This window comes from Streptomyces sp. NPDC002176 (assembly GCF_044903645.1).
In the GTDB taxonomy this organism is placed as follows: domain Bacteria; phylum Actinomycetota; class Actinomycetes; order Streptomycetales; family Streptomycetaceae; genus Streptomyces.
Map to the genome: position 1 here is coordinate 222,105 of NZ_JBJDQW010000005.1, position 20,151 is coordinate 242,255.

Sequence of the window (20,151 nt, forward strand, 5' to 3'; positions counted from 1 at the left end):
CCCTCGGCCGTCGTCCGGTCGGCGTGGACTACTCCACGTCCCCGCCCGAGTCCTCCGCGTCGTCGATCTCCTGCTCGAGGCCGAGCTGCTCGGCGAGCCACTTGTCGAACTCGATGGCCGCGCGGACCCAGCTCACCGTGGAGGAGACGAAGTGGTTGAGGTCGACGCCCGTGCCGATCAGCATCTGGGCCTCGCCGATGAGGCGGACCGTGCCGTCGTCGTGGGTGTGGGTGTAGACCTTGGGCCACAGGGTGCGGCGGTTCCAGTCGTCGATGGACTCCAGCAGCCGCGCCTTCTCCTCGATCTGGTGCGGGCGGTCGTAGAAGGTCCGCACCGAGAAGACGCGCTGCTCGTCCTCCCCACGGAACATGAAGTACGTCCGGAACTGCTCCCAGGGCGCCGCGAGGTCGCCCTCCTCGTCCACGACGTACTTCAGCTCCATCTGGTCCAGGAGCTGCTTGACGAGGTCCTGGTCCGGGAGGACGGGGCCCGCCGGTTCCTGCGGCTGCTGCTCGGGCTGGCCCCCGAAGTTCGGAATCGAGGACGGGTCGATGCTCACCGTGGTTTTCCCTTCGTACGGAATTCCGCCATCCTCCCCCAGAGGGGGAGGTCCGTGGCAAGCCCCGACGCGGCCTGTCAGCCACGGGCGGACACGCCTGCGCCGTACGGGGCCCTCAGCGGCGAGTACCCACTCTCAGCGCTCTTCCATCCGCTCCACGAGCTGCCATACACCGGTCGACGGATTCCGGGCGTAGTCCTCACCCGAGGAGTCCAATTTGCGGGCACGCTCCATCGCGTCGCTCCGGCCGTCCCGGTACGCGGCGAAGTCGATGCGCGTCTTGTCGTACTCCGGCACATGCTTGCGCAGGATCGGCAGCAGGGCCTTGTACGTCGCCGCGTGGGCGGTGTGCGCGGCGAAGTGGAGCAGCAGCCACAGCTCGAAGCAGGGGTGGGAGACCGCCACCCGGATGCCCGCACGGTGCGCGGCGGTCACGGCCGCCGACACGTCGGGGTACTGGTCCACGTCGAAGACGCACCAGACCTCGTCGTAGCCGCTGGCGACCAGGCCGCGCTGAGTCTTCGCCCAGGCGACCAACTGCGTCGGTGAGCACGCCTTGCCGCGGACCACCACGGACACGGCAGGGTTGCGAAGATGCTCGCGCAGGCCCTGGAAGTACTGGCGCTCGGTCTCCTTGCTGCCGCAGACGATCAGGAGCGTGCGCGCCGAGCGCCGGACGGGGCCTCGTCGGCGGCCCGAGCCCTCACGCGGAAACGGCCTTGCCACGTGCCCCCCAGTACTGCTTGACCATGTCCTCGAAGGCTCCGTCGGGCAGCAGTGGCACGGCGCCGTAGCTTCCCGCCAGATACCGCCGCTCGAAGTTCTCCCCCTTGCGCGGCTTGAAGTCGCTGAGCGGGTACAGCTCCGAGGCCCCGGTCGCCGCGTCCTTCTCCACGAACCAGATCTGGTCGCGGCGCAGGACCTCTTCGCCGAGCATCGTGCCGAGGAGCGACGCGTCGTGTGTGGTGAACACCAACTGAGCACCCAACGGGTTGAGTTCGGTGCTCTGAAAGAGCTTGACGAGCTTGGCGGTCAGCAAGGGGTGCAGACTGACATCGATTTCGTCGATCCAGAGCTGGGTACCGCGCCCGATCGCGAGCAGCCCCCAGGTGACCAGGGTGAGCCAGGTCTTGGTCCCGGCGGACTCGTCCTCAGCCGTCAGCAGAAACTCCTCGTCCCCGACCCGGTGGACGAACCGGAGCGACTTACTCGCGGACCGACTGATGATGGCCGCTATCTCGTCGCTGATCCCTTTGGTGGTCTCCTTCTTCCACGCGTCTCGGACAGAGCTCCCGAGCCCGGGATCGTCGTCCTGGCTCGGCCGCACGCCATGCACTCCAAGGTCTGCGGCCGCCAGCAGCTCCTCCGCCCGCGCGATACCCAACCCCTCGAAGAACTCGAACACCGCAGCGGTGATGGAACCGGCCGTCGGCAGCGCCTGCCGTGTCCCGTCATCGACGACCGCGACAAACTGCAGGGCTTCCCACACGGCGCCCAGCACCGCGTGTCCGGACTGCGCGCCGGCGGACAGATACAGGCTGTTGGCCCGCATGATCCGCTCGGCGGCAGCCCGCTCGCCGGTGAGCGAGGCTCCGAACGTCACCGCGCTGCCCTTGCGCTCGAAGAGGACGCGCTTGCGGCTCTTCGGGTAGGAGTAGAGCCACTCCTCCTCGATGACCCGGTCACCGGTACTGAAACCGTAGACGTGTCGGACTCCGTCGATCAACAGATCCACCGCATAGCTGGACGGTTCGCGCCTGCCGTCGTGATCCAGGAGGAAGGGACGGCGCTTCACCGGCTCGCCCGGGAGCCATCGGGCCTGCGAATCACGCACGGCATCCATGAAGAACTGGTACGCGTTCATCACCGTCGACTTGCCAGAGGCGTTGGCGCCGTAGATGGCGGCCACGGGGAGCGCGGGGCGGTCGGCGGCATAGGCGGGAACCAGGTTCAGCTCCTGCGGATCGCGCAAGGAGCCGTGATTGGCCACTCTGAAGCTCAAAAGCACGGCGCAACCCCCTTTCCCTTGCTAGTGAACAAGTGAATTTCACATTTGCCGCGCATCAAATGCTAGCTTCCGGCTCTCCGTGCGAAAAGGCCCGCCACCCAAAGGGGTGGCGGGCCTGTCACGTTCCCTCGGTCAGAGCGACTTCTTCGTCGCCGGGCCCACCCTCAGGCCCTCCTCCGTGCGGTCCACGCGGACCGTGTCGCCGTCCTTGATCTCGCCGGAGAGGATCTCCTTGGCGAGGCGGTCGCCGATGGCGGTCTGGACCAGGCGGCGCAGGGGGCGGGCGCCGTATGCCGGGTCGTTGCCCTCTTCGGCGAGCCAGGCGAGGGCGTCGGGGGTGACGTCGAGGGTGAGGCGGCGCTCGGCCAGGCGGCGGCCGAGGCGGTCGATCTGGAGGCGGGCGATCCGGGCCAGCTCCGCCTCGCTGAGCGCGGAGAACACCACCAGGTCGTCCAGCCGGTTCAGGAACTCCGGCTTGAAGGAGGCCCGTACCGTGTCCAGCACCCGCTGCCGCTTCGTAGCCTCGTCCAGCGCCGGGTCGACCAGGTACTGGCTGCCCAGGTTGGAGGTGAGCACCAGGATGGTGTTGCGGAAGTCGACCGTGCGGCCCTGGCCGTCCGTCAGGCGGCCGTCGTCCAGCACCTGGAGCAGGATGTCGAAGACCTCGGGGTGCGCCTTCTCCACCTCGTCCAGCAGCACCACGCTGTACGGGCGCCGCCGCACGGCCTCGGTGAGCTGGCCGCCCTCCTCGTACCCGACGTAGCCGGGGGGCGCGCCGACCAGGCGGGCGACGCTGTGCTTCTCGCCGTACTCCGACATGTCGATGCGGATCATCGCCCGCTCGTCGTCGAAGAGGAAGTCCGCGAGCGCCTTGGCCAGTTCGGTCTTGCCGACGCCGGTCGGGCCGAGGAAGAGGAAGGAGCCGGTGGGCCGGTCGGGGTCCGCGACCCCGGCGCGCGCACGCCGCACCGCGTCGGCGACGGCCTGCACGGCCTCGCTCTGGCCGATGAGCCGCTTGCCCAGCTCGTCCTCCATGCGCAGCAGCTTCTGCGTCTCGCCCTCCAGCAGGCGGCCGGCCGGGATGCCGGTCCAGGCGGCGACGACGTCCGCGATGTCGTCGGAGCCGACCTCCTCCTTGACCATGGTGTCCCGCGCGGCCTCCTCCTCGGCCTCGGAGGCGGCCTCCAGCTCCTTCTCCAGCTCGGGGATCTCCCCGTACAACAGCTTGGAGGCGGTGTCGAAGTCGCCGTCGCGCTGGGCGCGTTCGGCCTGGCCGCGCAGGTCGTCCAGGCGCTCCTTCAGCTCACCGACCCGGTTGAGGGACTGCTTCTCCTTCTCCCAGCGGGCGGTGAGCCCGCGCAGCTCCTCCTCCTTGTCGGCGAGGTCGCGGCGCAGCCGCTCCAGGCGCTCGCGGGAGGCCGGGTCGGTCTCCTTGCCGATCGCCAGCTCCTCCATCCGCAGCCGGTCGACACCGCGCTGGAGCTCGTCGATCTCGACGGGCGAGGAGTCGATCTCCATGCGGAGGCGGGACGCGGCCTCGTCCACCAGGTCGATCGCCTTGTCGGGCAGGAAGCGGGAGGTGATGTACCGGTCGGACAGGGTCGCGGCGGCCACCAGCGCGCTGTCCGCGATCTGCACCTTGTGGTGCGCCTCGTACCGCCCCTTCAGACCGCGCAGGATCGCGATGGTGTCCTCGACGCTCGGCTCGGCGACCAGCACCTGCTGGAAGCGCCGCTCCAGCGCCGGGTCCTTCTCGATCCGCTCGCGGTACTCGTCCAGCGTGGTCGCGCCGACCATGCGCAGCTCGCCGCGGGCCAGCATCGGCTTGAGCATGTTGCCCGCGTCCATCGCGGAGTCACCGCCCGCGCCCGCGCCGACGACCGTGTGCAGCTCGTCGATGAAGGTGATGATCTGCCCGTCGGAGTCCTTGATCTCCGAGAGCACGGCCTTGAGCCGCTCCTCGAACTCACCGCGGTACTTCGCGCCCGCGACCATCGCGCCGAGGTCCAGCGAGACCAGCCGCTTGTCCTTCAGGGACTCCGGCACATCACCCTTGACGATGCGCTGGGCCAGCCCCTCGACCACGGCGGTCTTGCCGACGCCCGGCTCACCGATGAGGACGGGGTTGTTCTTGGTGCGGCGGCTCAGCACCTGCACGACCCGGCGGATCTCCTGGTCCCGGCCGATGACCGGGTCGAGGCGGCCCTCCCGGGCGGCGGCGGTGAAGTCGGTGCCGAACTTCTCCAGGGCCTTGTACTGACCCTCGGGGTCGGCGGTGGTCACGCGGCGTCCTCCTCTGGCCTTCTGAAAGGCGTCTTGCAGCTTCTTGGCGGTGGCTCCCTGCTCCCGGAGCACTTCCCCGGCGGCGCCGCCCTTCGCGGCGAGACCGGTCAACAGGTGTTCGGTGGAGAGGTAGTCGTCCCCGAGTTCCCCGGCGCGCTCGTCGGCGTCCGCGAGGACGGCGAGCAGCTCCCGGCTGGGCTGCGGGGGCGCGACGGTGGAGCCGGTCACGCTGGGCAGCGTGGCGAGGGCGCGCTCGGCCCCGGCACGCACGGCGGCCGGATCGGCGCCGACGGCGGCGAGCAGGTCGGTGATGTTCTCGTTGTCCTGACCCGCGAGCAGCGCGAGCAACAGGTGAGCGGGCGTCAGGTCGGGGTGCCCCTCCGTCACGGCCCGCTGGCTCGCGGCGTTGATCGCGTCCCGGCTCCTGTTGGTCAGCTCGGCGTCCACGTGCGTGTTCTCCCCTTCCGCCACTACTCCACTGATGACTTAACCAGTGTACACAAACTTGAGTCACCTGCACTCAATTAAGCGGCGCGAGCCTCAGATTGGCTAGGTTTCGGTCATGGCCACACATTCCGTAGACCTGGACGCACCGGACGACGCGTACCTCGCCTTCTGGCGGGAGCGGCACCTGAGCACGCTCACCACCCCGCGCCGGGACGGCAGTCCGCATGTCGTGCCGGTCTGCGTGACCTGGGACCCGGAGGCGGGGATCGCCCGCGTCATCACCAGCGGCACCAGCGCGAAGGCGGCGCACGTGCGCGCGGCCGGACCCGAGGGCGCGCGGGTGGCGGTGTGCCAGGTGGACGGCCGGCGCTGGGCCACGCTGGAGGGGCGGGCGCGGGTACGCGAGGACCGGGAGTCGGTCGCGGAGGCGGAGCGGCGCTTCACCGAGCGGTACGGCCGGGAGCCCCGGGAGAACCCGCTGCGGGTCGCCATCGAGATCGAGGTGGAACGCGCGCTCGGCAACGGCTGAGCAGTTTCGGCCACTTGGCCGGAGGGCGCGTACCCCGAAATATGCGCAGAAACTGCAGCGGCGTCACCGTGTTCAGGTCACGGTGACGCCGCTGCGGGGGGAAGCGCCTGAGCGATCTTTTACGACGGGGGAATCGCGTCAGGCACTGCGGGGGGTGGCAGTTGTGGTCCTGAGGTCGGCGACCTCGGGCTCCGCGAGACGGTGGTCCCGCTGGTCGAGATTGACGAAGATCATGCCGTACCGGACGGCACACCGCACCGGCTGCGGCGCGCCGCGTGGCTTGCGCAGGCAGCGGTACGCCCGTACGTCCTCGTCCTCGTCCCGGGTGACCACGACCGGTTCGCCGAACACCGTCACCATCAACGAGTCGCCGCTGTGGGGGATGGCGGTGACCAGGTCGATGAAGTGCCAGCCGGAACGGTAGGCGGTGGCCATCTCACGACGGAAGGAGCGGTCGTCGGGAGGCGTGGTCATGGTGATCAGTCCCACCGCGTGTCGAGCGGGGCGACGTCCCACCTCGTATCCGCGGTCGTACTGTCCCACCTGGTGTCCAGCGGGGCGGTGTCCCACCGGGTGTCCTGAACGCCCGCCGCTGTCACGGTCCCCCCGGTACCCGGCCCGTGCGCGCTCGCCGCACCGGAGAGGCCCGCCAGAGTTCCGACGGCCGCAACGGCGGAGAGAGCGGCAACAAGCGCCGAGCGAAGCATTCTGTTACGCATGGTCGGCTTCGTCCTCACTTGAAAGTCCCCTCTTCCCCCGTCGAGTTAGACGATGGCTCATTCAGGCACATCATCGCCACACGATCGGTGCATCATGTTCCTGCATGTTCAGGACCCTGGGGGGTGGAGATTCAGTGATAAACGGGACAGAGGCGACACATCCCCACGCGGTGACCGAGATGTGCGCGGATGGGAGCCGTCTCTACGCGAGCGCGCTGCGCACCGGCCGCATCCCGCGCGCGGACGCCGAAGCGGCCCCGTGCCTGATGGAGTTCGCCCTGCTCCACCCCGATCCCGACGACCCCGGCTGGCTGCGGCCCGTGGCGCCTGCCGTCGCGCTGGCCCAGCGGCTGACCCCGATCGAGCGGGAGATCGCCGAGCGGCGGCGCCGGTCCATCGTGCTGTCCGAGATATTCGAACCCTTCATGACGCTGAGCGCGCGCGAGGACGCCCCGACGCACGCCATCACCGTGCTGGAGGGCCTGGACCGCATCAACGCGGCCCTGGACCTGGCGACCGGCCAGTGCCGCACCGAGGTGCTCACCGTGCAGCCAGGCGGCCGCCGCAGCCCCGAGAACCGCCTCCTGGAGGCGCTGGACCGCGACCGCCCGCTGATCGAGCGCGGGGTCCGCATCCGCACCCTCTACCAGCACACCGCCCGCTACAGCGCCGACCGCCTCGCCTACGTGGACCGCTTCGCCGACGGCAAGGCGGAGTACCGCACCATCGACGAGTTGGTGGAGCGGCTGATCATCTGTGACGAGACGGTGGCCTTCATCCCGGTCCAGGAGGACCGCCAGGTCGCCCTGGAGCTGCGCCACCCCGGCCTGGTGCGCTACCTGGTCAAGGTCTTCGAGTTCATGTGGAGCCGCGCGGTCCCGCTGAGCGCGGGCACGCCCTACGAGACCGCGCCGGACGGCCTCACCGATGTCCAGCACTCCATCGCCAAGCTCCTGGTGGAGGGCCATGTGGACGAGGCCATCGCGCGCCGCCTGGGGATGAACGTCCGCACCTGCCGGGCCCACATCGCCAAGCTGGCCACCTCGCTGGGCAGCGGCAGCCGGGCCCAGCTCGGCTACCTCATCGCCCGCTCCGGCATCCTCAACGAGGACGCGTAGGGGCGGAGTTCAGGGTGCGCGCAGGCCGCCCGCGGGCGCCGGGGCCGGTCCGTGCGACGGGCCGTCCAGCCCCACCTGGGCGATCCTGACGCCGAGTTGGGTACGGCTGGTCGCGCCCAGGGTCTCCGAGAGCCGGGCTATGTGCGCGCGGCAGGTGCGCACGCTGATGCCGAGCCGCTCGGCGATCACCGCGTCCTGGTGGCCCTCGGCGAGCAGCGCGGCGATGGCGCGTTCGCGGTGCGAGATGCCCTCGATTCCGGTGTCGGGCAGCGGGGCGGTGAGCGGGATCGCCAGCCGCCACAGCCGCTCGAAGACCGTCACCAGGTACTCCACCAGCGCCGGGTGGCGCAGCTCCAGGGCCATGGTGCGGTCGGTGTTGGCGGGGATGAAGGCGACCGTGCGGTCGAAGAGGATGAGCCGGTCGATGACCTCGTCCAGGGTGCGGGCCTCCACCGCGTCGCCCATCAGCTCCAGGTAGTTGAGCAACCCCTGCCCGTGCCGGGCGACATGGGTGTACAGGTCGCGCATCCGCACGCCCCGGCCGCGCAGTTCGAGCGCCCGGTGCAGTCCCTCGGTCAGCTCGGCCTCGCGCCGGATGCCGCCGGGCTGCACGGTGAGCACCTCGGTCGCACAGCGCTCGGTGGCCTCGTCCATCGCGGCCTGGATACGGGTGAGCCCGTCCAGCACCCGGATCGCGGCGCCTTCACCCTGCGGGGCGAGGTCGGGCAGTTGACGGCCGAGTCCGGCGTACCAGTCGAACGCGGCGACCGCCGAGCCCATCCGGCGCTGGCTCTGGGTGACCTCGTCGTAGACCCCGCGCAGCAGCCGGGTCATCACCTCCTGCGGGGAGGTGGGGACCAGCCAGTCCATGTCGTCGGGGTCGGGGTGCAGCAGGGCCAGTTCCAGCAGGCAGGGCACCGGCTCGGCCTCGGCGCGCGGCACCCGGCCGCGGCGTACCGCGCGGGAGTACACGCGGTCCCCCGGCCCGCACAGCCGGTCGGCACCATGGGGATGTCTCTCCGTCGCGTGCCCGGCCATCGCCCATTCCACCCCCGGTCGCCGCCACTTCGCAGCGCAACTATGCGCGGCCCCGCCCGCCTCCGCAACACGGCTCCCCGCGCCCCGCGGGCCGCGAAACACCGGTATGCCCGGATCGCAAGGGGCCGCCGGGGCACGAAAAAAGGAGGCGGTCCCGCCGTCGGCGGGGCCGCCTCCCTCATGTGTCTCGGGGCCGTGCCCCGACCGTGCCGTACGGCGTCAGCGCAGGCCGACGGCCGCGCAGGCCGCCTTGTAGTCGGCCGTGCAGATGTCGTCGACCGAGTAGATGCCGTCCGCGACGACCGTCTCCTTGATCTTGCTCTTGGTCAGCGCGCTCACCTGGACCAGCTTGGCCGGGATCTGCTTGTCGGTGGGGCTGTCGATGCGGTCCTGGGTGAGGGCGTCGAACTGGATGTCCTTGCCCTGCACCTTGGCGACGGCCATCTGCGCCGCGGCCTCGGCCTCGTCCGGGTAGGACTTGTAGACGCTCATGTACTGCGTGCCCGCCAGGATGCGCTGCACGGCGTCGAGTTCGGCGTCCTGGCCGGTGATCGGGGGCATGGTGGTGACCCCGGCCTTCTTGAGGGCCTTGATGACCCCGGCCGCCATGCCGTCGTTCGCGGAGTAGACGGCCGCGATGTCGGACTTGCCTATCCTGCCGATCGCCTCGGTCATGTTGGCCTCGGCGTTCTCCGGCTTCCAGTCCTTGGTGTCGAAGCTGTCCGCGATCGTCACCTTGCCGTTCAGCTCGGAGAGCGCGCCCTCCTTGAACTGCTTGGCGTTGGGGTCGGTGGGCGAGCCGTTCATCATCACGATCTTGTCGGAGAGCCCGGCACTCGCACCAAGACGCTCCAGCAGGGAGCGGCCCTGCACCTCGCCGACCAGCTCGTTGTCGAAGGAGATGTACGCGTCGATCGGGCCCTCGGCCAGCCGGTCGTAGGCGATGACCGGGATGCCCGCGTCCTTGGCCTTCTTCACCGTCGACGCGATGGCGTGCGAGTCGACCGCGTCCAGCAGGATGACGTTGACCTTCTCGTCGATCATCCGCTGCATCTGGTCGGCCTGCTGACCGGCGTCCGCGTCGGCGTTGGCGTACTCGACCTTCCCCTTTTTGTGGGTCAGTTCGGACACCTTGCTCTTGATGATCGGGTAGTCGAACTTGTCGTAGCGGGTGTTGGCCTTCTCCGGGAGCAGCAGGCCGACGGTGACCTGGTCGCCCATGGTCGGGCTCGCGCTCGCGTCGTCACCCGCCGAGTTCAGGACGCCGCAGCCGGCGAGCGGGAGGACCATCGTGGAGACGGCGGCCACGGACATGGCGATACGACGCATTCGAGGGCTCACTTCAGGTGCGTTCCGACGGGGTGCTGCGTGCGCGACCCAGGTGTCTGAAAAGACAACTTGCAGGCGCCCCATGGCGTCAAGCAAAACAACTTAACGAGATGGCAACACCACGCAGCGTTCAGGAAGTGAAGACATGGGGAAGCCTTGCGCGACCCTCTGTAAACACGCTTCACACCCTCCCCGCCCGACCCACCTGTTACGTACACATGGTCGAATGAAGTCAGCCAGGCTGTGAACGCACCCGTGAACACCCCCGTGAACAACCGAAGGGGCCGGGAGGCGTTGTGCCTCCCGGCCCCTTCGAAGGTGCTCGGATACGTCCCGTCAGTCCGCGGACTGCTGCCGCTTGGGCCGCCACACCACCAGCGCGCTGGTCTGCTGGACCTCCTGGTACGGGACCAGGTCGCGCCGGTAGGACGCGTGCACCGCGGCCTCGCGCTGACGCATCGTCGCCGCCGCGCCGTCCAGGGCCGATTCCAGCTCCGCGACCCGGGACTGGAGAGCCGCGACGTGGTTCTCCAGCTCGATGATGCGCTTGATGCCGGCCAGGTTGATGCCCTCGTCCTGCGACAACTGCTGCACCTGGCGGAGCAGTTCGATGTCACGGGCCGAATAGCGCCGCCCACGACCCGCCGTGCGGTCCGGGGAGACCAGACCGAGGCGGTCGTACTGCCGGAGCGTCTGCGGATGGAGTCCGGAGAGCTGCGCGGCGACCGAGATGACGTAGACCGGGGTCTCCTCGGTCAGCTCGTACGGGTTGCGCCGACGACCGGGTGTGTCCATCGGGCTCATTCTCCCTTCGCGGCCTCGAACAGCTCCGCCCGCGGGTCCTCGTCCGCGGTCGCCTCTCGATACGCCTCGAGCGCGTCACGAGCCTTCCCCGAGAGGTCCTTCGGGACACTCACCTCCACGGTGATCAGCAGATCACCATGGCTGCCGTCCTTGCGCGCCGCGCCCTTGCCCCGCGCCCGCATGGTGCGGCCGTTGGGCGTGCCGGGCGGCAGCTTCAGGGTGACCGGGGACCCGCCGAGGGTGGGTACCCGCACCTCGCCGCCGAGGGCTGCCTCGGCGAACGTCACCGGGACGGTGACGGTGAGGTTGTCGCCCTTGCGGCCGAACACCTTGTGCTCGCCGACATGGACGGTGACGTACAGGTCGCCCGCCGGGCCGCCGCGCTCGCCGGGCGCGCCCTTGCCGCGCAGCCGGATGCGCTGCCCGTCGGTGACACCCGCCGGGATGCGGACCTGCATGGTGCGCGAGGACTTGGCCCGGCCGCTGCCGCCGCACTCGGTGCAGGGGTGCTCGGCGATCAGGCCGCGGCCCTTGCAGTCGGGGCACGGGTCGGTGAGCGAGAAGCCGCCGCCCGAGCCCCGCGCGACCTGTCCGGTGCCGACGCAGGTCGGGCACACGCGCGGCGTGCCGTTCTTGTCGCCGGTGCCCGAACACGCCTTGCAGGGCGCCTGCGAGGTCATCCGGAGCGGTACGGTCGCGCCCTCGATCGCCTCGGTGAAGCTGAGCGTCACCTCGGTGTCGACGTCCTGCCCCCGGCGCGGCTGGGTACGGGTGGTACCCGCGCCGCCCCGGTTGAACAGGCCGCCGAAGACATCGCCGATGCCGCCGCCGAAGCTGCCGCTCTGCGCGCCGCCGGGCCCGCCCGCGCCGCCGAAGAGGTCGCCGAGGTCGAAGTTGAACTGCCCGCCGCCCGCCGCGCCCGGCCCCGGCCGGAAACCGCCGTTGCCGAACAGGGCGCGCGCGTCGTCGTACTCCTTGCGCTTCTTGGGGTCGCCGAGGACGTCGTTCGCCTCGGAGATCTCCTTGAAGCGCTCCTCGGCGCGGGTGTTGCCCTTGTTGGCGTCCGGGTGGAACTCGCGGGCGAGCTTCCGGTACGCCTTCTTGATCTCCGCCTCGGTGGCGTCCTTGGGGACGCCGAGGACCTTGTAGAAGTCCTTCTCGATGAAGTCCTTGGTGCTCATCCCCGACGTCCCTCCTTCCGGTCCTGCGTGATCTCGGTGATTACGTCAGCCCTCCTCCGGGCCACCGTTCTCCTTGTCGTCGGCCGCGCTCTCCTCGGCCTCCTCCGCCTGGACGGTCTGCGCGCCGGGCTGCGGCTCGGCGACGGCCACCCGCGCGGGGCGGATGGTGCGCTCACCGATGCGGTAGCCGGGCTGGAGGATGGCCACGCACGTCGTCTCGGTGACGTCGGGCGCGTAGGAGTGCATCAGGGCTTCATGGATCGTCGGGTCGAAGGGCTCGCCCTCCTTGCCGAACTGCATGAGGCCCATCTTGGCCGCCACGGACTCCATCGACTCGGCCACCGACTTGAAGCCGCCGACCAGTTCGCCGTGCTCCCGCGCGCGGCCGATGTCGTCCAGCACGGGCAGCAGCTCGGTCAGGAGGTTCGCGACGGCGACCTCCTTGACCGCGATGCGGTCGCGCTCGACGCGGCGGCGGTAGTTCTGGTACTCGGCCTGGAGCCGCTGGAGGTCGGCCGTGCGCTCACCGAGCGCCGTCCGCACCTGGTCCAGCTGCGCCACCAGACCGGCGTCCGCACTTGCGTCCCCAGCCGGGGCCGCCTCCTTCTCGGAGGCGGCCTTCGGCTCGGCGTCGTCGGGGTTCGCGCCGGAGGGGACGTCGGGCTTCTCCTCGAAGCCCGGAGTCTCCTCCGTCACGCGGCACCGTCCTTGCGCTCGTCGTCGACGATCTCGGCGTCCACGACGTCGTCGTCCTTGGCGTCACCGGCGTCGGCGGAGGGACCGCCGGCGGCCTGGGCGCCCTGGGCGTCGGCGTACATGGCCTGGCCGAGCTTCTGCGAGACGGCGGCGACCTTCTCGGTGGCCGTACGGATCTCGGCGCTGTCCTCGCCCTTGAGCTTCTCCTTCAGCTCGGCGACAGCCTCCTCGACCTCGGTCTTGATCTCGCCCGGGACCTTGTCCTCGTTGTCCTTGAGGAACTTCTCGGTCTGGTAGACGAGCTGCTCGCCCTGGTTGCGGGACTCGGCGGCCTCGCGGCGGGCGTGGTCCTCCTCCGCGTACTTCTCGGCCTCCTGGCGCATGCGGTCGACCTCGTCCTTCGGCAGCGAGGAGCCACCGGTGACGGTCATCTTCTGCTCCTTGCCCGTGCCGAGGTCCTTCGCGGTCACGTGCATGATGCCGTTGGCGTCGATGTCGAAGGCGACCTCGATCTGCGGGACACCGCGCGGGGCGGGCGGCAGACCGGTCAGCTCGAACATCCCGAGCTTCTTGTTGTACGCCGCGATCTCGCGCTCGCCCTGGTAGACCTGGATCTGCACGGAGGGCTGGTTGTCCTCGGCGGTGGTGAAGATCTCGGACCGCTTGGTCGGGATCGTCGTGTTCCGCTCGATGAGCTTGGTCATGATGCCGCCCTTGGTCTCGATACCGAGGGACAGCGGGGTGACGTCGAGGAGCAGGACGTCCTTGACCTCGCCCTTGAGGACACCGGCCTGGAGGGCGGCACCGATGGCGACGACCTCGTCCGGGTTCACGCCCTTGTTGGCCTCGTTGCCACCGGTCAGCTCCTTGACGAGCTCGGCGACGGCCGGCATACGGGTGGAGCCACCGACGAGGACGACGTGGTCGATCTCGGACAGCTGGATGCCCGCGTCCTTGATGACGTTGTGGAACGGCGTCTTGCAGCGCTCCAGCAGGTCGGCGGTCAGCTGCTGGAACTGGGCGCGGGTGAGCTTCTCGTCCAGGTGCAGCGGGCCCTCGGCGGACGCCGTGATGTAGGGCAGGTTGATCGAGGTCTCCGTGGAGGAGGACAGCTCGATCTTGGCCTTCTCGGCGGCCTCACGGAGGCGCTGGAGGGCCATCTTGTCCTTGGCGAGATCCACGCCGTGGCCGGCCTTGAACTGCTGGACCAGGTAGTCGACGACGCGCTGGTCCCAGTCGTCACCACCGAGGTGGTTGTCACCGTTGGTGGCCTTCACCTCGACGACGCCGTCACCGATCTCCAGCAGCGAGACGTCGAAGGTGCCGCCACCGAGGTCGAAGACCAGGATGGTCTGGTCGTCCTTGTCGAGGCCGTACGCGAGGGCGGCGGCGGTCGGCTCGTTGACGATGCGCAGGACGTTGAGGCCCGCGATCTCACCGGCCTCCTTGGTCGCCTGACGCTCGGAGTCGTTGAAGTACGCCGGGACGGTGATGACCGCGTCGGCCACCTTCTCGCCCAGGTACGCCTCGGCGTCGCGCTTCAGCTTCTGCAGGATGAAGGCGCTCATCTGCTGCGGGTTGAAGCTCTTGCCGTCGAGCTCGATCTTCCAGTCCGTGCCCATGTGGCGCTTCACGGAACGGATGGTCCGGTCCACGTTGGTGACCGCCTGGCGCTTGGCGACCTCGCCGACCAGCACCTCACCGTTCTTCGCGAAGGCGACGACGGACGGCGTGGTCCGGGCACCCTCGGCGTTGGTGATGACGGTGGGCTCGCCGCCCTCCAGAACGCTGACGACGGAGTTAGTCGTGCCCAGGTCGATGCCGACCGCACGTGCCATGGTTGGTTCCTCCAGAGAACTTGAGTGTGACTGGCTCAAGTGTGCCACTCCGATCGCTCTGGGTCAACAGACATGAGCCGACCGGGCTCAACTCTTATATGGCTCTTATATGCAAGGAGGGGTTCGGCCTGGTCGGGGGCGCGTTCCCCCGTCCCGGCGAAGGCAACCCTCAGCGACTCATCTCACCCCGCGCCGTGCTGCATCGCGCAGGAGGATGGGGGTAGTCTCAGACGGACTGCATAAGTTACCGCTTAGTAATTTCGAGGCCGCCTCAGGAGCCCCTCATGCAACTCGCCGCGATCATCGTGTCGCTGGTCCTGACCGTGGTCGGTGTCGCGCTGCTCGCCCGGGCCATCGGACAGTTCGTCCGGTACTTCAAGCTGGGCCAGCCCGTCCCCGCCGGTACCCGGACCGACAACCCGTACCAGCGCAGCGTGACCCTGGTGCGGGAGTTCCTCGGCCACACCCGGATGAACCGGTGGGGCATCGTCGGCGTGGCCCACTGGTTCGTGGCCGTGGGCTTCCTGACGCTGCCGCCGACCCTGGCCCAGGCGTTCGGCCAGCTCTTCAAGGCCGACTGGACCCTGCCCCTCATCGGCGACTTCCTGCCCTTCGAGCTGTACATCGAGTTCATCGGTGTGATGACGATCCTCGGCATCGCCGTGCTGATGGTCATCCGACTGCTGAGCCTGCCCAGCCGACCGGGCCGCAAGTCCCGCTTCGCCGGTTCCAAGTCCGGCCAGGCGTACTTCGTCGAGTACGTCATCCTCACCATCGGCCTGGCGATCTACACCCTGCGCGGCCTCGAGGGCGCCCTGCACGGCGTCGACCACTACGAGGCGGCCTACTTCGCCTCGTACCCGCTGGTCCTCGCCTTCAAGGCGCTCAGCGTCACGACGCTGCAGAACCTGGTCTACCTGGTCGCCATGATCAAGATCGGGACCTCGTTCATCTGGATGATCGTGGTCTCGCTCAACACCAACATGGGTGTGGCCTGGCACCGCTTCCTGGCGTTCCCGAACATCTGGTTCAAGCGGGACGCGGACGGCGGGGTGGCCCTCGGCGCGCTCCAGCCGATGACCTCCGGCGGCAAGCCGATCGACTTCACCGACCCCGGTGACGACGACGTCTTCGGCGTCTCCCAGGTCGAGCAGTTCTCCTGGAAGGGCCTGCTGGACTTCTCCACCTGCACCGAGTGCGGCCGCTGCCAGTCGCAGTGCCCCGCGTGGAACACCGGCAAGCCGCTCTCCCCGAAGCTGCTGATCATGTCGCTGCGGGACCACGCCCACGCCAAGGCGCCCTACCTGCTCGCGGGTGGCGGCAAGACCATGGAGGGCGACGAGAAGGCGTCCGAGGAGCAGCTGAAGGACGTTCCCGCCGCAGCCCTCGCCGAGGCCGAGCGTCCGCTCATCGGCACCGCCGAGGAGAACGGCGTCATCGACCCGGACGTCCTGTGGTCCTGCACCACCTGCGGCGCCTGTGTCGAGCAGTGCCCGGTCGACATCGAGCACGTCGACCACATCGTCGACATGCGCCGCTACCAGGTGATGATCGAGTCCGCGTTCCCGTCCGAGGCGGGCACGATGCTCAAGAACCTGGAGAAGAAGGGCAACCCCTGGGGCCTGGCCAAGAAGCAGCGGCTGGAGTGGACCAAGGAGGTCGACTTCGAGGTCCCGGTCGTCGGCAAGGACATCGAGGACCTGTCCGAGGTCGAGTACCTCTACTGGGTCGGCTGTGCCGGTGCCCTGGAGGACCGCGCCAAGAAGACGACCAAGGCGTTCGCCGAGCTGCTGCACATCGCGGGCGTCAAGTTCGCCATCATGGGCGGCGACGAGAAGTGCACCGGTGACTCCGCCCGCCGTCTCGGCAACGAGCCCCTGTTCCAGGAGCTCGGCATGGAGAACGTCATGTCCCTCAACGCCGCCTTCGGCGAGGAGATGGACGACGACGGCAAGGTGGTCCCCGAGTCGGCGAAGCCCAAGTCGGCCAAGAAGATCGTCGCCACCTGCCCGCACTGCCTCAACACGCTCGGCAACGAGTACCCGCAGCTCGGCGGCGACTACGAGGTCATCCACCACACCCAGCTGCTCCAGCACCTGGTGGACGAGGGCAAGCTGATCCCCGTCACCCCGGTCGAGGGCCTCATCACGTACCACGACCCCTGCTACCTGGGCCGACACAACAAGATCTACACGCCTCCGCGCGAGATCATCGGCAAGGTCCCGGGCCTCCGGAACGAGGAGATGCACCGCCACAAGGAGCGCGGCTTCTGCTGTGGCGCCGGTGGCGCGCGGATGTGGATGGAGGAGCGGATCGGCAAGCGCATCAACAACGAGCGCGTCGACGAGGCCCTCTCCCTCAACCCCGACATCGTCTCCACCGCCTGCCCGTTCTGCCTGGTCATGCTGACCGACTCGGTCAACGGCAAGAAGAACGATGGCAAGGCCAAGGAGTCCATCCAGGTCGTGGACGTCGCCCAGCTGCTGCTGGACTCCGTCCGGACCCCGGCGGACCCGGCGGACGACGACGAGCCCGCGACCGAGCCGGAGCCCGAGCCGGTGAAGTAGCCACGCGGACGATCTGAGCGGTGCCCCCCTGACCAGTGGTCAGGGGGGCACCGCTGCTTCCCCCGGAAAACACCCGTACAGCACGCACCCAGACGGCATATGCAGAACCTATATGCCCCGTTATCTCCCGATACGTTGAGGATGCCGCGTCGGCCGAGGAGCCCGCGCGTGCCTCTTCTTCGACACGAATCAGGGAGTGAGTGTGAAAGCTCGCTTTGGCGTGAGCCGCGCAAAGGCGCTCACGATCGCCGCACTGTCCGCCGTCGCCGCCACGGCCCTCCAGGTACCGGCCTCGGCCGCGGGCGGGGGCACCAGCGGCGCGGACCACTGGGGCGTCATCACCCGCAACACCATCGGCTCGCCGGTGGCCGCCCTCCGGGAAGGCCCCTACGGGTCGTTCGGCGTCACCGGCGCCGCCGCCCGGCCGCCCTTCGGCACCGGCAGCCTCGGCATCGAGGTGGCGGACGACTCCACCTCGCTGACCCCGCCCAGCGAGAAGGTGGACTTCGGCAACGAGGTCGACTTCTACGGCGACCCGGTGCTCGGCCTCACCCAGGTCGGCTTCCGCGTCTTCCAGACCGGCGAGAACGTCACGTACGGCGGCGACCGGAACCTGCCCAACATCAAGTTCGAGATCAACCCGAACGTCGCCGCCCACCCCGGTGACACCTACTCCACGCTGGTGTGGGTCCCCGGCCCGGTCACCACCACCAACCGCTGGAGCGGCTACCTGGACGCCACCACGACCGGCACCTGGTTCCTCACCGGCGGCGAGACCGCCTGCACCCAGGCCGCCCCCTGCACCTTCGCCCAGGTCAAGGCGTCACTGAACGACGGCGGCGCGGCTCCGCTCATCTACACGGCCGCGGTCGGCAAGGGCCGCGACCACCTCTGGGCCGGAGCGGTGGACGGCCTGCGCGTCAACCGGAACATCTACGACTTCGAGGCCGGTGGAGTGCGGGTCCGCCGCGCCTGACGTCAGGCGCGCACGCGACGGCGCCCCCGTCCCGGGTCCGGGAGCGGGGGCGCCGTCGCGTGCGCGAGGTCAGACGCTCTTGGGGGCGGCCTGCTGGACCACGTCGAAGGACCACAGGGTGGAGCCGCTGGCCGCGGGCTTCGGCCGCTCGCCGCCCTCGCCGCCGCCCTGGTGGGCGGCCTTCATCGGACCCTCCATCCACGCCTGGAACGACTCCTCGTCACGCCAGCGGGTGTAGACGAGGTACTGCTCGGTGCCCTCCACCGGCCGCAGCAGCTCGAACCACTCGAAGCCGTCGGAGTTCTCCACGGCGTGCGCCCGCGAGGCGAAGCGCTTCTCCAGCATCTCCCGCTGCTCGTCGGGAACGGTCAGCACATTGATCTTCACTACGCTCATGCCCCCATCCTGCCCCCACCGTCTTACGATCGCGCCCTCACCCAAACCCCCGGCCGCCCCTGGTCTTCTCCCTGACGGTCCCTTAGGGGATGTCACAGGATGGCCGCAATGCCGGGCCCGACCCCCCGGCTCCGACACGCGGGCGGCCGGGAGCAGGTACGTTCGACGGGTGGCTGGATTCAGGATGGGACGCGGGGACCGGGACAACCGCACCGCGCAAGGACAGCAGACGCACGCGCCCCAGGGACCGTCGTACGGCGGCCAGGCCCCGCACCACGGGCAGCGGGGGCCCGGCTACGGCTACCCGCAGGGCCAGCAGGGCTACCCCCGTCCGGGGCACCCGCAGGGGCAGCAGGGCTACGGGTACCCGGGGCCGGTGGACGACGGCCCGGAGTACTTCGGCGACCACGGACACGCGCCCCACGGCGGCGGACACGACCCGTACGCGGCGAACCAGCCGGGCCACACCCAGGCGTTCTCCGTCGACGAGGCGTCCGCCTACAACCAGGGCGAGACCTACCACGCGGGCTCGGCCGCCCCGGCGGGCCCGTCCGGACCGCCGCTGCACTGGAAGGACCTGCTGAAGGGGATCGTCCTCTCCCCGAACCCGACCTTCCTGCGCATGCGGGACTACACGATGTGGGGCCCGGCCCTGATCGTGACGTTCCTCTACGGCCTGCTCGCCGTCTTCGGCTTCGACGGCGCCCGCGCGGACGTGATCGGCGCGACGCTCACCAACGCGATCCCGATCGTGCTGGTCACGGCGGTGACGATCGTGCTGAGCGCGTTCATCCTGGGCGTGGTCACCCACACCCTGGCCCGCCAGCTCGGCGGCGACGGCGCCTGGCAGCCCACGGTCGGCCTGTCCATGCTGATCATGTCGCTGACGGACGCCCCGCGTCTGGTCGTCGCCATGTTCGCCGGAGGCGACGCGAGCTTCGTCAAGGTCATCGGCTGGATCACCTGGCTCGCCGCGGGCGCGCTGCTCACCCTGATGGTCTCCCGCTCCCACGACCTGCCCTGGCCGAAGGCGCTGGGCGCGTCCGCGATCCAGCTGATCGCGCTGCTGTCGATCGTGAAGCTGGGGACGTTCTGAGCCGTTGCTGCGAGAAGGGCCCCCGGAGCTTGCCGCTCCGGGGGCCCTTTTCGTTGCACGGGTCCGCGCTCAGGCGTCCAGTACCTGCCCGGTCCGGCGTACGACGGGCGGCTCGACGCTCCACGGGAAGTTGATCCAGTCCTCGGTGCGCTTCCAGACGTACTCGCACTTCACCAGGGAGTGGGACTTCTCGTAGATGACGGCGGAGCGGACCTCGGCGACGGTGTCGAGGCAGAAGTCGCGCACCAGCTTGAGCGTCTTGCCGGTGTCGGCGACGTCGTCGGTGATGAGCACCTTCTTGTCGGAGAAGTCGATCGCGGCCGGGACGGGCGCCAGCATCACCGGCATGTCCAGCGTGGTGCCGACACCGGTATAGAACTCGACATTCACCAGGTGGATGTTCTTGCAGTCCAGGGCGTAGGCCAGGCCGCCGGCGACGAAGACGCCGCCGCGCGCGATGCTGAGCACGATGTCGGGCTCGTAGCCGTCGTCCGCGATGGTCTGCGCCAGCTCGCGGACGGCCGTGCCGAAGCGCTCGTAGGTGAGGTTCTCCCGCACGTCACTCAT

Annotated in this window: 18 protein-coding genes; 5 read left to right on the top strand and 13 right to left on the bottom strand. The window is 69.4% G+C overall.

Features of this window, described 5'->3' with window-relative positions:
* Positions 1 to 28 precede the first annotated feature (28 nt).
* The 4 genes from ACI2LY_RS23855 to clpB form a co-directional block, all read right to left on the bottom strand.
* Positions 29 to 559 carry a YbjN domain-containing protein gene (locus ACI2LY_RS23855; protein ID WP_389004029.1) on the bottom strand — a complete coding sequence of 177 codons (531 nt, stop codon included), beginning with the start codon at positions 557 to 559 and terminating at the stop codon, positions 29 to 31.
* Between the two features lie 135 nt (positions 560 to 694).
* Positions 695 to 1,285, bottom strand: coding sequence for an RloB family protein (locus ACI2LY_RS23860; RefSeq protein WP_404708947.1), 591 nt, complete (start codon positions 1,283 to 1,285; stop codon positions 695 to 697).
* On the bottom strand, positions 1,263 to 2,567 hold the full coding sequence (locus tag ACI2LY_RS23865; RefSeq protein WP_404708948.1) for an ATP/GTP-binding protein: 1,305 nt from the start codon (positions 2,565 to 2,567) through the stop codon (positions 1,263 to 1,265). The genes ACI2LY_RS23860 and ACI2LY_RS23865 overlap by 23 nt, the downstream gene beginning before the upstream one ends.
* A gap of 132 nt (positions 2,568 to 2,699) precedes the next feature.
* The gene (gene clpB / locus ACI2LY_RS23870; RefSeq protein WP_404708949.1) at positions 2,700 to 5,297 is read right to left on the bottom strand and encodes an ATP-dependent chaperone ClpB; all 2,598 of its coding nucleotides are present in this window, start codon (positions 5,295 to 5,297) and stop codon (positions 2,700 to 2,702) included.
* Positions 5,298 to 5,412: 115 nt separating this feature from the next.
* On the opposite strand from clpB, the gene ACI2LY_RS23875 reads away from it, so the two are divergent.
* Positions 5,413 to 5,826, top strand: a complete 414-nt coding sequence (locus tag ACI2LY_RS23875) for a pyridoxamine 5'-phosphate oxidase family protein (protein WP_404708950.1) — start codon at positions 5,413 to 5,415, stop codon at positions 5,824 to 5,826.
* Between the two features lie 138 nt (positions 5,827 to 5,964).
* Here ACI2LY_RS23875 and ACI2LY_RS23880 read toward each other — a convergent pair whose 3' ends face one another.
* A complete protein-coding gene (locus ACI2LY_RS23880; protein WP_030816552.1) occupies positions 5,965 to 6,300 on the bottom strand; it encodes a hypothetical protein in 336 nt (111 codons plus the stop codon).
* A gap of 349 nt (positions 6,301 to 6,649) precedes the next feature.
* Here ACI2LY_RS23880 and ACI2LY_RS23885 point away from each other — a divergent pair, with 349 nt between their 5' ends.
* A complete protein-coding gene (locus ACI2LY_RS23885) occupies positions 6,650 to 7,663 on the top strand; it encodes a helix-turn-helix transcriptional regulator (protein WP_404708951.1) in 1,014 nt (337 codons plus the stop codon).
* A 9-nt stretch (positions 7,664 to 7,672) separates the two neighbouring features.
* Here ACI2LY_RS23885 and ACI2LY_RS23890 read toward each other — a convergent pair whose 3' ends face one another.
* The 6 genes from ACI2LY_RS23890 to dnaK form a co-directional block, all read right to left on the bottom strand.
* Positions 7,673 to 8,701, bottom strand: coding sequence for a LuxR C-terminal-related transcriptional regulator (locus ACI2LY_RS23890; RefSeq protein WP_389004023.1), 1,029 nt, complete (start codon positions 8,699 to 8,701; stop codon positions 7,673 to 7,675).
* A gap of 219 nt (positions 8,702 to 8,920) precedes the next feature.
* Positions 8,921 to 10,030: a sugar ABC transporter substrate-binding protein gene (locus tag ACI2LY_RS23895; protein WP_393913151.1), complete on the bottom strand. Its 1,110-nt coding sequence runs from the start codon at positions 10,028 to 10,030 to the stop codon at positions 8,921 to 8,923.
* Between the two features lie 336 nt (positions 10,031 to 10,366).
* Positions 10,367 to 10,825, bottom strand: a complete 459-nt coding sequence (locus ACI2LY_RS23900) for a heat shock protein transcriptional repressor HspR (protein ID WP_030816557.1) — start codon at positions 10,823 to 10,825, stop codon at positions 10,367 to 10,369.
* A 5-nt stretch (positions 10,826 to 10,830) separates the two neighbouring features.
* Positions 10,831 to 12,015 (bottom strand): molecular chaperone DnaJ, encoded by a 1,185-nt coding sequence (gene dnaJ / locus ACI2LY_RS23905; protein WP_404708952.1) that lies wholly within the window; start codon positions 12,013 to 12,015, stop codon positions 10,831 to 10,833.
* A gap of 45 nt (positions 12,016 to 12,060) precedes the next feature.
* Positions 12,061 to 12,711, bottom strand: a complete 651-nt coding sequence (gene grpE, locus ACI2LY_RS23910; RefSeq protein ID WP_404708953.1) for a nucleotide exchange factor GrpE — start codon at positions 12,709 to 12,711, stop codon at positions 12,061 to 12,063.
* On the bottom strand, positions 12,708 to 14,549 hold the full coding sequence (dnaK, locus tag ACI2LY_RS23915; RefSeq protein ID WP_161148360.1) for a molecular chaperone DnaK: 1,842 nt from the start codon (positions 14,547 to 14,549) through the stop codon (positions 12,708 to 12,710). The genes grpE and dnaK overlap by 4 nt, the downstream gene beginning before the upstream one ends.
* Positions 14,550 to 14,833: 284 nt before the next feature.
* Here dnaK and ACI2LY_RS23920 point away from each other — a divergent pair, with 284 nt between their 5' ends.
* Both ACI2LY_RS23920 and ACI2LY_RS23925 read left to right on the top strand, forming a co-directional pair.
* Entirely contained in the window at positions 14,834 to 17,116 is a 2,283-nt protein-coding gene (locus ACI2LY_RS23920) for a (Fe-S)-binding protein (RefSeq protein WP_404708954.1), read from the top strand.
* A gap of 220 nt (positions 17,117 to 17,336) precedes the next feature.
* Positions 17,337 to 18,092 (top strand): hypothetical protein, encoded by a 756-nt coding sequence (locus ACI2LY_RS23925; RefSeq protein ID WP_404708955.1) that lies wholly within the window; start codon positions 17,337 to 17,339, stop codon positions 18,090 to 18,092.
* Between the two features lie 69 nt (positions 18,093 to 18,161).
* Here ACI2LY_RS23925 and ACI2LY_RS23930 read toward each other — a convergent pair whose 3' ends face one another.
* Positions 18,162 to 18,488, bottom strand: a complete 327-nt coding sequence (locus tag ACI2LY_RS23930; RefSeq protein ID WP_389004011.1) for an antibiotic biosynthesis monooxygenase family protein — start codon at positions 18,486 to 18,488, stop codon at positions 18,162 to 18,164.
* Between the two features lie 169 nt (positions 18,489 to 18,657).
* Between ACI2LY_RS23930 and ACI2LY_RS23935 the strand changes: the two genes are divergently transcribed.
* A complete protein-coding gene (locus tag ACI2LY_RS23935; protein WP_404708956.1) occupies positions 18,658 to 19,584 on the top strand; it encodes a YIP1 family protein in 927 nt (308 codons plus the stop codon).
* Between the two features lie 69 nt (positions 19,585 to 19,653).
* Here ACI2LY_RS23935 and ACI2LY_RS23940 read toward each other — a convergent pair whose 3' ends face one another.
* The gene (locus ACI2LY_RS23940) at positions 19,654 to 20,151 is read right to left on the bottom strand and encodes a phosphoribosyltransferase (RefSeq protein ID WP_393594093.1); all 498 of its coding nucleotides are present in this window, start codon (positions 20,149 to 20,151) and stop codon (positions 19,654 to 19,656) included.

Bases quoted from the DNA above. Each gene is read 5' to 3' on its own strand.
- ACI2LY_RS23900 (WP_030816557.1), bottom strand. From the start codon at position 10,825: ATGGACACACCCGGTCGTCGGCGCAACCCGTACGAGCTGACCGAGGAG.
- ACI2LY_RS23890 (WP_389004023.1), bottom strand. From the start codon at position 8,701: ATGGCCGGGCACGCGACGGAGAGACATCCCCATGGTGCCGACCGGCTG.
- ACI2LY_RS23940 (WP_393594093.1), bottom strand. From the start codon at position 20,151: ATGAGTGACGTGCGGGAGAACCTCACCTACGAGCGCTTCGGCACGGCC.
- ACI2LY_RS23880 (WP_030816552.1), bottom strand. From the start codon at position 6,300: ATGACCACGCCTCCCGACGACCGCTCCTTCCGTCGTGAGATGGCCACC.
- ACI2LY_RS23875 (WP_404708950.1), top strand. From the start codon at position 5,413: ATGGCCACACATTCCGTAGACCTGGACGCACCGGACGACGCGTACCTC.
- ACI2LY_RS23930 (WP_389004011.1), bottom strand. From the start codon at position 18,488: ATGAGCGTAGTGAAGATCAATGTGCTGACCGTTCCCGACGAGCAGCGG.
- ACI2LY_RS23895 (WP_393913151.1), bottom strand. From the start codon at position 10,030: ATGCGTCGTATCGCCATGTCCGTGGCCGCCGTCTCCACGATGGTCCTC.
- ACI2LY_RS23920 (WP_404708954.1), top strand. From the start codon at position 14,834: ATGCAACTCGCCGCGATCATCGTGTCGCTGGTCCTGACCGTGGTCGGT.
- dnaK (WP_161148360.1), bottom strand. From the start codon at position 14,549: ATGGCACGTGCGGTCGGCATCGACCTGGGCACGACTAACTCCGTCGTC.
- ACI2LY_RS23885 (WP_404708951.1), top strand. From the start codon at position 6,650: ATGTTCAGGACCCTGGGGGGTGGAGATTCAGTGATAAACGGGACAGAG.
- dnaJ (WP_404708952.1), bottom strand. From the start codon at position 12,015: ATGAGCACCAAGGACTTCATCGAGAAGGACTTCTACAAGGTCCTCGGC.